The organism is Vicinamibacteria bacterium (assembly GCA_035620555.1).
Lineage (GTDB): Bacteria > Acidobacteriota > Vicinamibacteria > Marinacidobacterales > SMYC01 > DASPGQ01.
In genome coordinates, this window is sequence record DASPGQ010000636.1 from 1 (window position 1) to 9356 (window position 9356).

General features: G+C 63.0%; 9 protein-coding genes. 7 read left to right on the forward strand and 2 right to left on the reverse strand.

The genetic code is table 11. From position 1 onward, the window contains the following. Positions 1-61: 61 nt before the first annotated feature. Positions 62-604 carry a hypothetical protein gene (locus VEK15_25950; GenBank protein HXV64170.1) on the forward strand — a complete coding sequence of 181 codons (543 nt, stop codon included), beginning with the start codon at positions 62-64 and terminating at the stop codon, positions 602-604. 33 nt (positions 605-637) lie between these two features. On the opposite strand, the gene VEK15_25955 is transcribed toward VEK15_25950, so the two are convergent. After that, positions 638-1198 carry a hypothetical protein gene (locus VEK15_25955; GenBank protein HXV64171.1) on the reverse strand — a complete coding sequence of 187 codons (561 nt, stop codon included), beginning with the start codon at positions 1196-1198 and terminating at the stop codon, positions 638-640. 34 nt (positions 1199-1232) lie between these two features. On the opposite strand from VEK15_25955, the gene pheS reads away from it, so the two are divergent. From pheS to VEK15_25985, 6 genes are all read left to right on the forward strand, one after another. Further along, positions 1233-2270, forward strand: a complete 1038-nt coding sequence (pheS, locus tag VEK15_25960) for a phenylalanine--tRNA ligase subunit alpha (GenBank protein HXV64172.1) — start codon at positions 1233-1235, stop codon at positions 2268-2270. Next, the gene (pheT, locus tag VEK15_25965; GenBank protein ID HXV64173.1) at positions 2270-4669 is read left to right on the forward strand and encodes a phenylalanine--tRNA ligase subunit beta; all 2400 of its coding nucleotides are present in this window, start codon (positions 2270-2272) and stop codon (positions 4667-4669) included. Before pheS ends, pheT begins: the two co-directional genes overlap by 1 nt. Further along, entirely contained in the window at positions 4666-5310 is a 645-nt protein-coding gene (locus tag VEK15_25970; protein HXV64174.1) for an HAD-IA family hydrolase, read from the forward strand. The genes pheT and VEK15_25970 overlap by 4 nt, the downstream gene beginning before the upstream one ends. Before the next feature lie 63 nt (positions 5311-5373). Then, positions 5374-7008 carry a HAMP domain-containing sensor histidine kinase gene (locus VEK15_25975; GenBank protein ID HXV64175.1) on the forward strand — a complete coding sequence of 545 codons (1635 nt, stop codon included), beginning with the start codon at positions 5374-5376 and terminating at the stop codon, positions 7006-7008. After that, a complete protein-coding gene (locus tag VEK15_25980; protein ID HXV64176.1) occupies positions 6992-7711 on the forward strand; it encodes a response regulator transcription factor in 720 nt (239 codons plus the stop codon). Before VEK15_25975 ends, VEK15_25980 begins: the two co-directional genes overlap by 17 nt. A gap of 257 nt (positions 7712-7968) precedes the next feature. Next, positions 7969-8130 (forward strand): hypothetical protein, encoded by a 162-nt coding sequence (locus tag VEK15_25985; GenBank protein ID HXV64177.1) that lies wholly within the window; start codon positions 7969-7971, stop codon positions 8128-8130. Positions 8131-8261: 131 nt separating this feature from the next. Here the strand turns inward: VEK15_25985 and VEK15_25990 are convergent. Further along, a partial coding sequence (locus tag VEK15_25990; GenBank protein ID HXV64178.1) for a diaminopropionate ammonia-lyase occupies positions 8262-9356 on the reverse strand: 1095 nt, incomplete at its 5' end.

The following is a 9356-nucleotide window of genomic DNA, read 5'->3' on the forward strand; positions in this document are numbered from 1 at the left end:
GGAACGTTTCTTGACTGTCTCGCGTACGCTTTGGAAAGCCTGACTTGAGGGAGGTGTGTCATTGCGTCGGAAATTGAGCTGGATCGTTTGGCTCGCGCTGGCGACTGTTTCCGGCGCGGCCACAGCGCGACCGCAATCGCATCAGCCTCCTGCTGCGTGTGAGTCGGTCGCCGGCTTCCACCGGCTCGATTTCTGGCTCGGAAGCTGGGACGTCTACGTCGGCGAGCAGAAGGTGGGCGACAACCGAATCGAGAAGATGCTCGCCGGTTGCGCCATTCTCGAGCATTGGACGGACGCCGAAGGCAACGAAGGCAAGAGCTTTTTCTTCTACGTACCGGCCACCGATACGTGGAAACAGGTGTGGGTTACCGAACGTGCGACCGCTCCTGGCGGCGTCAAAGAGAAGGTCCTCGTCGAGACTTTCGACGATGGTGGCGTCCGGTTTCAGGGAGAGATCCCTCTCGAGGGCGGCGGCCGTTATTTCGATCGTACGACCCTGACGCCGCTCGCCGAAGGCCGAGTGGGACAGCATATCGAGATCTCGAGAGATGGCAAGAGCTGGGAATCCACGTTCGACGCCGTCTACGTACCCAAGACGAAGTAGAGCTCCCCGCATGAATGTGGGTTGTTGTCTTTTTCACGTCGTCAACTTGCGTTCCGACTTCAGCTTCGCGAGTCGTCTCTCGAGGCGGGCTTCCGCTTTCGCCGGCGCGGCGTGTGGCAACCGGGCCCATCGCTCGAGCGTCCTGAGCTCCGCTTTGCGATTCCCCCGTTTACGATAGACCGTCGCGAGTTGCTCGTAGTACCAATGAGGTACGCCTCGATCCTGCTTCCGCGCTTTTTCTTCCACGACGTCGATCAATGTCTCGAGCATGCGCTCGGCCTCGTCGAGCTGCCCGCTCTGGGTCATTGCGACGATCTCGTTCTTGAAGGCCGTCTTCTCGCCGGACAGGAGCTCGTCGTCCGAAGGGATACGGGGCGCGGGCGTCGCGTCCGTCTGGCTCGGCTTGGCGAAGAGTGACGTTTGGTAGCCGCGGCCGGTGAGAACGATCGCCAGGAGCAAGGCGAAGGGACCGAGCACGAGACTCAGCGCGAGCCACTGCCAGACGTGGAACCGGCGGATGAGCCCGCTCACGAAAGCGAGCCCGGCGGCGGCCACCCACGTGACGGCGAGGGTCAAGGCGATATCGGAGCTCATGAGAAGCGTAGAGTGCTAAACTAACACGTTTACTGTGACTTCCAGGACGGAACCCATACGCAAAGAGGCGCTCGAGGGGCTCGAGCGCGTATCGGATGCCGCCGAGCTCGAGGCCTGGCGCATCGCCCACATGGGGCGGAAGAGTCCGCTCTCCACGTTGCTCCGGTCCCTTGGCGAGCTTTCTTCCGACGAGCGGCGCTCGTTGGGACAGGCGGTCAACGCCCTCAAGGAGGAGCTTTCTACCGCGCTCGTCCGCAAGCAGGAGAGCCTGGAGCGCGCGCGGTTCGAGGAAACGGTCACGTTGGGGCGGATCGACGTGAGCTTGCCCGCACGACCGCTGGCATTGGGACGGCTTCACCCCGTCACGCAAACTCAGCGAGAGGTCCTCGACGCCTTCGTCGCCCAGGGGTTCTCGGTGATCGAGGGCCCTGAGGTCGAGCTCGATTACTACAACTTCGAGGCGCTTCGGATTCCCAAAGACCATCCCGCCCGGGAGCTGATGGATACGTTCTACGTAGACCGCGAGGATGACGGGGATGCGAAGCTCGTCCTGCGCACCCATACCTCCCCGAACCAGATACGATTCATGGAAAAGCATCGTCCGCCGCTGCGTATCGTCTGCCCGGGACGCATCTACCGCAACGAGGCCACGGATCCCACCCACGAATGGATGTGTACCCAGACGGAAGTCCTCGCGGTCGACGAGGGCTTGACGTTAGCCCATCTCAAGGGAACGCTGTTCGAGCTCGCGAAGCGGCTGTTTGGTCAGGACCGCAAGATTCGCTTTCGCTGTGACTTCTTTCCCTTCGTCGAGCCGGGCGTGGACATGGCGATCGACTGTTTTCTGTGCGGCGGCAGCGGTTGTCGCACGTGCAAGAACGAAGGCTGGATCGAGATCCTCGGAGCGGGGATGGTGCACCCCGAGATTCTAGAGAACATGGGCTATGACCCCGAGGTTTTCACCGGCTTTGCCGCGGGACTGGGAGTCGAGAGGATCGCGATGCTGCGGAACGGAATCGACGATATCCGTGCGTTCTACGAGAACGATCTGCGCTTCTTGAGTCAGTTCTGATGCGCGTTCCACTCAAATGGCTGTCGGACTACGTGGCGCTCGCGCGTCCGGTGAACGAGATCGCGCACCTTCTCACCATGGCCGGTCTCGAGGTCACCGGGATCGAGCGAACCGGAGGGGATTGGGAGGGTGTCGTCGTGGGGCACGTCCGCGAGGTTCGGCCCCATCCGAACGCCGATCGACTCCGTCTCGTGACCGTGGACATCGGCTCCGCCCGCCCAGAGGTCGTCTGCGGGGCATCCAACGTCGCCGTGGGGCAAAAGGTGGCTTACGCGGGCCTGGGAGCGGAGCTCGTCGACGCTCGCAGCGGGGGAACGTCGAAGCTCAAGAAGGCGAACATTCGGGGAGTCGTCTCCGAGGGTATGGTCTGCTCGGAGCGCGAGTTGGGCCTGGGTGACGAGCACGAGGGGATCCTGGTCCTGGCCGATGACGCGCCGACGGGCCGGGCGCTCGGTGAGGTCCTGGGCGACACCGTTTTGGTCATCGACATGAAACCCAACCGCGCCGACGGTCTCTCAGTCCTCGGCGTCGCACGAGAGGTTGCGGCCCTCACGGGGGCAGCCTGGGAGGACCCGAGGCTCGACTTTGTCGCGGGCGACGCCATCGATGGCCGTGCGGGAGCCGAGATCGCGGACGCCGACTTGTGCCCGCGATTCACGCTCGCGCTCGTCGAGGAGATCGAGATCGTCTCTTCTCCGTCCTGGATGCAGGAGCGTCTTCGCGCGGCGGGGATGAGGCCCATCAACAACGTCGTGGACATCACGAACTACGTGATGCTCGAGCTCGGACAGCCCATCCACGCGTTCGACTACGACAAGATCCGCGACCACCACATCATCGTGAGGCGCGCGCGGCCCGGCGAGCGGTTGACCACGCTCGATGGAAAAGAACGAGTTCTTACTGGCGAGCAGCTCCTGATTACCGACCCGGGGGGACCGGTCGCCGTCGCCGGAGTGATGGGCGGACTCGATACCGAGGTAACCGAGAGCACGAACAACATTCTGCTGGAGGTCGCCAACTTCAACCCGGTTAACATCCGCCGTACGGCGACCGCCCTGAAGCTTCCGAGCGAGGCGTCTCGACGTTTCGCCTGGGGCATTTCGCCCGAGCTCGCCCCCATCGCGTCCCGTCGAGCGACGAAGCTCCTTGTCGAGCTCGCATCGGGGCGTGCGGCTTCCGGATTGGTCGACGTCTATCCGTCGAAATGGGAAGCGCCTCGAATCCCGGTGGCGTGGAAGCGCGTGCCCCGGATCCTCGGAATCGATCCTCCCCGGGAGCAGATCGTGAGCTCTCTGCAGTTGCTCGGATTCTCGGTGGATTCGTCGGAAGACATCTTGTCGGTGCACCCACCGTACTGGCGGCTCGACATCGAGCGTCCCGACGACGTGGTCGAAGAGGTCGCACGCATGGTCGGCTATGATCAGATTCCCGCTAGCCCGATCGAGGGACGCGTGCCCCCGCGCGTGTTTCAGCCGCTGCGGGAGCTGCGCGAGCGCGTTCGCGATACGCTCGTTGGCGCCGGCATGCAGGAGGTCATCACTTATCCCCTCACGAGTCTCGACGCCTTGAAACGTGTCGTTTCCCCGGAAAGCTTGGAGGCCAGCCCGCCATTGAGCGTCGTCAACCCGCTCAATGTCGGCCAGGAGTACCTGAGGACGACGCTGAGGGCGGCTCTGCTCGAGGCGGTTGCACGCAACTTGCGCGTCAATCGAGGGAGCCTGGCGCTCTTCGAGTGCGCCCGCGTGTACGAGCCGCGGACGAAGGGACTTCCGGAAGAAACAGAGCATGTCGCCGGAGCGGTGACCGGGGCGCGGCTCGACCGGTGGGGCACGCCCACGGAAGAGACGATGGATTTCTTCGATGCCAAGGCCTACGTGGATGCGCTCTTTCAGCGATTGGGGATATCGGTCGTCTATCACGAGGCGGAACGTTACGGGTTCTTGCCGGGTCGGACGGCTGCGGTTCTCGCGCCCGACGGAGAAGAGCTTGGCGTGCTGGGTCAGGTCCATCCCCGAACCGCGGCGTCGTTCGGTGTCGGCGAGAACGTCTACCTTTTCGAGGTGCGAATCGATGCGCTCGACCAGCGGGCCGTACCGGTGACGCAGTATCGAGCGTTCTCGAAGTACCCGGCGGTCGTCGAGGACCTCGCCGTGGTGGTTGGCCTTGATCGGCCCGCATCCGATGTCCTCTTCGAGGTCGAACAGCATCCACTCGTGGCGCAGGCGCGGTTGTTCGACCAGTACGAGGGGAAGCAAGTGCCGGAGGGCAAGAAATCCCTGGCCATCTCCATCATGTATCAGGCGCCCGATCGAACGCTTACCGACAAGGATGTTGCCAGAGCTCGTGAGAGGATCCTGTCGCGACTCGAGGCGCGTTTCGGGGCCGAGCTGCGCGGTTGAGGCCACAGCGCTTCGACACGTTCCTGTTCGATCTCGACGGGACTCTGCTGGATTCGGTCGATCTCATTCTGAGCGCCTATCGCCACACGGCGATCGCTCACCTGGGACAGGCGCTGCCCGATGACGTCTGGCTCCGGGGGCTGGGCATGCCCTTGAGGCGTCAACTCGGCGATGTCACCGACGACCCGTCGCTCATCGAGGCCATGGTCGCGACGTACCGGGAGTATCACATCGCACATCACGATCGCAGCGTGCGACTGTACCCCGGTGTCCTCGAGGTTTTGACCGCGCTCCAGGAGCGTGGGGTGAAGCTCGGTGTCGTGACCAGCAAGCTTCGCTTCGGGGCCGAGCGGGGACTGAGCCTCACAGGACTCACGGAATACTTTCAGGCCCTGGTGACGGCCGACGAGGTCCAGAACCACAAGCCGCACCCGGAACCGGTCCTGACCGCGCTTTCACGTCTCGGGACTGCTCCCGAGCGGGCGATTTTCGTCGGCGATTCTCCTCACGACGTGGCCTCCGGTCGCGCGGCGCAGGTGACAACCGCAGCCGTCCTGTGGGGACCCTTCGCCCGGCAAGTTCTCGTCGACGTCGGCCCCGATTTTCTCCTTCGCGCCCCGAACGAGCTTCTCGAAATCTGAAATTCGCCAATCCAGCGCGCAAAGCTGCTAAGCTTGTCGGTGGGGGGACAAGAGTCGCCAAACATGCGCCTTCTGAGGCCTCCGCGAACCGCTTGGAGCGTCGTGCTCATGGGGGCGCTGCTGACCGTGCTCGCGAGCCTTCAGTATCGGTGGGTCGGTGAGCTGAGCGAGCTCGAGCACCGTCGCATGAGCGGCAACCTTCGCGCGGCGGCGGATGGGCTCGGCCAGGACTTGGATCGTGATCTTCGAGAGCTTTGGCAGACGTTTCAGCCCGGAGAGGGGAACATCCTCGGAGACATGAACGAAGAGTACGCCGAGTGGGCGGCTGACTTCGCGTTTCCTAAGCTGATCAAGTCCGTATTCTGGGTTACCCGGAACGACGGGTTGGACATCAAGGAGTTCAACCTCGAGGAGGGACGTTTCGACGAGGCTTCTTGGCCTCCCGAGCTCGAGCGCATCCGAAAGCCGCTTGGCGAACTGCACGGGTCGAGGATCGATCCCTTGTACGCCGACCCTCTCATGCTCGTCATTCCCCAGGACAAGCTGAGCTCGCAGACCTGGGCGATCCTCCTCCTGGACTCCCATGTGTTGGTCGAGAAACTCCTTCCCGCGCGAGTCCAGGAATACTTCGGACCCCTTGGCGAGCTGGACTACCGCGTCTGGATCGTGGACCGGCGCGACGGAGACCGGCTCATCTACGCGTCCGATCCGACCTTCGAAAGGCCGGATCTATCGAGCCCCGATTTGGAGCGCGGGGTGTTCGAGCTCGAATCAGAGACGATGCGTCCGGCACGCGGCGGCGGCCAGTATCGATGGGCGATGATCGTGAAACACCAAGCCGGCTCCCTGGAGGCGGTCGTCGAATCGAGCCGTCGACGGAACCTTCTGGCCAGCTTCGTCGTCGTCCTTTTTTTCGCCGCGAGCGTGGTCGTCCTCGTCCTCAACACCCGCAGAGCTCAGCTTCTAGCAGACCAACAAATGGACTTCGTCACCGGCGTCTCTCACGAGCTCAGGACACCCATCGCCGGGGTCTCGTCGCTGAGTCAGAATCTGGCTGATGGCGTCGTCGGGGACCCGGGCCAGGTACGAGAGTACGGCAAAGCCATCCACCAGGAAAGCCGCCGACTCGCCAATATGGTCGATAGCGTGCTTCAGTTCTCCGCTCTTCGCTCGGGGCGGAAACTCTATCAGCTTCGTCCCTTGGAACCGGAAGACGCCATCCAGCGCGCCATCGATTCCCTGGGGTCCGGCGTTCTGGACTCCTTCGATTTCCAGCTGGACATCGATGAGGGGTTGCCGCTCATCTCCGGCGATGAAAGAGCGCTGAGCTCGGCGATTCGAAACCTGATCTCCAATTCCGTGAAATTCAGCCAACCGAGAGCGCGAATCCAGGTATCGGGGCGGTATCGTGCGGGTAAAGACGGCGGGGAAGTGGTTCTTTCGGTGGAAGACGAGGGGAAGGGAATCCCGGCCGCGGAGATGCCGCACATCACGAAGCCGTTCTATCGCGGGCGGACGGCTCGAAACGACCAGGTGGAGGGCTCGGGGCTCGGCCTGAGCATCGTCAAAGACGTCGTCGAAGCGCACGGGGGCCGACTCTCCGTGTCCAGCCAACCAGGAAAGGGAAGCTGTTTCTCGCTGCATCTGCCGGTAGCTCTCATGACGACCCAAGGGGACGAGGTTGAAGAAGCCGGCTGAGGAGACGAGCGGAAGCCGCATTCTACTCGTCGAGGACGATCATTCGCTCCGGCTGGCGCTCCGCGACCGCCTGGCAAGCGAAGGGTACCGTATCGAGACGGCCGCCGATGGCGATCAGGGGGTGCTGGCGGCGAGAGAGGGCGACCACGATCTCATCATTCTCGACGTCATGCTTCCGGGTCGAAGCGGGTTCGACATCGTTCGCGAGCTCCGGCGCCGCCGGATCGAAACGCCGATACTCATGCTGACGGCGCGGGGGGACGTAACCGACAAGGTACTCGGTCTCCAGCTCGGCGCCGACGACTATATGACGAAACCGTTCGAGTTCATCGAGCTGCTGGCACGGGTCGAGGCGATGTTGAGGCGCCCTGCTCTTGGCTCGAGCCGGCCCAACGAGCCCTTCACATTTGGCAGGGTGCAGGTAAACCTTCGCAGCGCCGAAGTTCTGTGCGGGGGAAAACCCGTCCAGCTCTCGGCACGCGAATTTCGGTTGCTAAGCCATTTCATCGAGAACCAGGACGTCGTCCTGTCGCGCAACGACCTGCTCGATGCCGTTTGGGGCTACGATGCGATGCCGACGACACGAACCGTCGACGTCCACGTCGCTCGTCTCCGACAAAGGCTCGAAGTCGATCCGGCCAATCCGCGATACATTCTCACCGTACGCGGGCTCGGCTACCGCTTCTCACCCCGGGGAGAATGAAACCGGGCTAGATTTTACGCCCTCGTTACATACTCGTTTCGTTCCGGTAACCACGCCCGCGTCCGCTTTTGCGAATATGCGTTTGTGATGCTTGGGCCTGTAGATATCCATAGGGAATCTCAGCGGGGGTTTTCCCCCACGATTCTTTGGGGGGAAAGTCCCCTCGGTTATCTCACAGAACCTTTGAGTCCCGAGGGCTAACGTGGTGGAAACCAGAAAAAGCTGGGGAAGGGGAGTCAAAGGGAGGTCTTTGTATCATGAGCATGAAATCAACCACCTGGAGGCCCATCGAGGGTGCAACCGAGCGCTCTGTCGACGAGGCGCGATCCCTCGAAGCGTCGAGATTCGACGAGATAGCGGTCGTCGTTTCTCTCCTGGCCTTCATGGTGTTGTTCTTCTACACGGTTTTCGTCTCCTGAAGACGAAGAAAGAAACTCTGCCAGGGCTGTTTCGGCCTAAACAAAAAAGCAACGATATCCCCCCTCGCGGGTGACGACCCGCGCAGGTATTCCACTTGGCTGGAGCGGCCCTGGCAGGGTAATCCGCTCCTTCATCTCGGTAGAGACCGACCCACGATTCGCTCGTAGCTCTCGGGATCCGTCGCGCCTTCGGTGCACAGGACGACGACGCTCGAAGATGCACCGAGGCTGAGTTGTTCTCGAGGCACTGCCTGGAGGCCGGCGAGCGATGCCGCTCCGGTCTCGCCGGAAACGATGCCGGAAGCGGCAAGGGCTCGCATCGCCTCTTCGGCATCGACGTCCGCGACGGCAATACAGGCATCCAGTCCTTCCTGGAGTGCGGGGAAGGCGATTGACGAGGGCGTACCGCAGTTCAGCCCGACCATGATCGAGGGGTGCGGTCCGGGAATCGTCACGATCTGGCCGGCTCGAAGCGATGCTTGAACGCACGCCGCGCTCGCCGGCTCCACCCCGATGACGCGCACCCGCTCGCTGCTCGCGAAAAAATCGGCGGCCGCGGCTCCGAGCGCGCCCACACCCAAAGGAACGAACACAGCGTTCGGCGCCTCGTCGAGCTGGGCGTCGATCTCCCAAAAGATGGTCGAGTAGCCCTCGATGACCCAGCGAGGGATCTCCTCGTAGCCCGGCCAGGACGTGTCGTCCACGACGAGACAACGACGGCTTTCCTCACGGGCCGAGCGCCGAATCGTTGCGTCGTAGTCACCATCGACGATCTCGACTTCCGCCCCTTCGGCCTCGATGGCACGGATGCGTGCCGCCGCTGTTCCCGCGGGAACGAACACGCGCGCGCCGAAGCCGAGAAGCCGTGCCATGTGCGCGACCGCACGGCCGTGATTTCCATCCGTTGCCGCTGCCAACGTGAGCGGCTCGAGATGCGAGAGCTTTTCGGAGATGTCCTCGAGTGACGACCAGGGCTCGAGCTCCCCGTGTCGTTGGACCAGCGCGCGGTAGATCGCCCAGGAGGCGCCGAGCAGCTTGAACGAGGGAAGTCCGAAGCGGCACGACTCGTCCTTGACCGTGAGCCGCGCGAGACCGAGCCTCTCCGCGATCGTCGGAGCGTCCACGAGCGGCGTGGGCTCATATCCCGGAAGTCGGCGGTGAAAAGCGATGGGGTCGCAGGAGCAGAACCGAGGCTCCCGCCGTCGGATCGTGCGAGGGTTTCGATA

Coding starts and splice junctions, on each gene's coding strand:
- VEK15_25985 (HXV64177.1), top strand. CDS start 7,969: ATGAGCATGAAATCAACCACCTGGAGGCCCATCGAGGGTGCAACCGAG.
- VEK15_25975 (HXV64175.1), top strand. CDS start 5,374: ATGCGCCTTCTGAGGCCTCCGCGAACCGCTTGGAGCGTCGTGCTCATG.
- VEK15_25955 (HXV64171.1), bottom strand. CDS start 1,198: ATGAGCTCCGATATCGCCTTGACCCTCGCCGTCACGTGGGTGGCCGCC.
- pheT (HXV64173.1), top strand. CDS start 2,270: ATGCGCGTTCCACTCAAATGGCTGTCGGACTACGTGGCGCTCGCGCGT.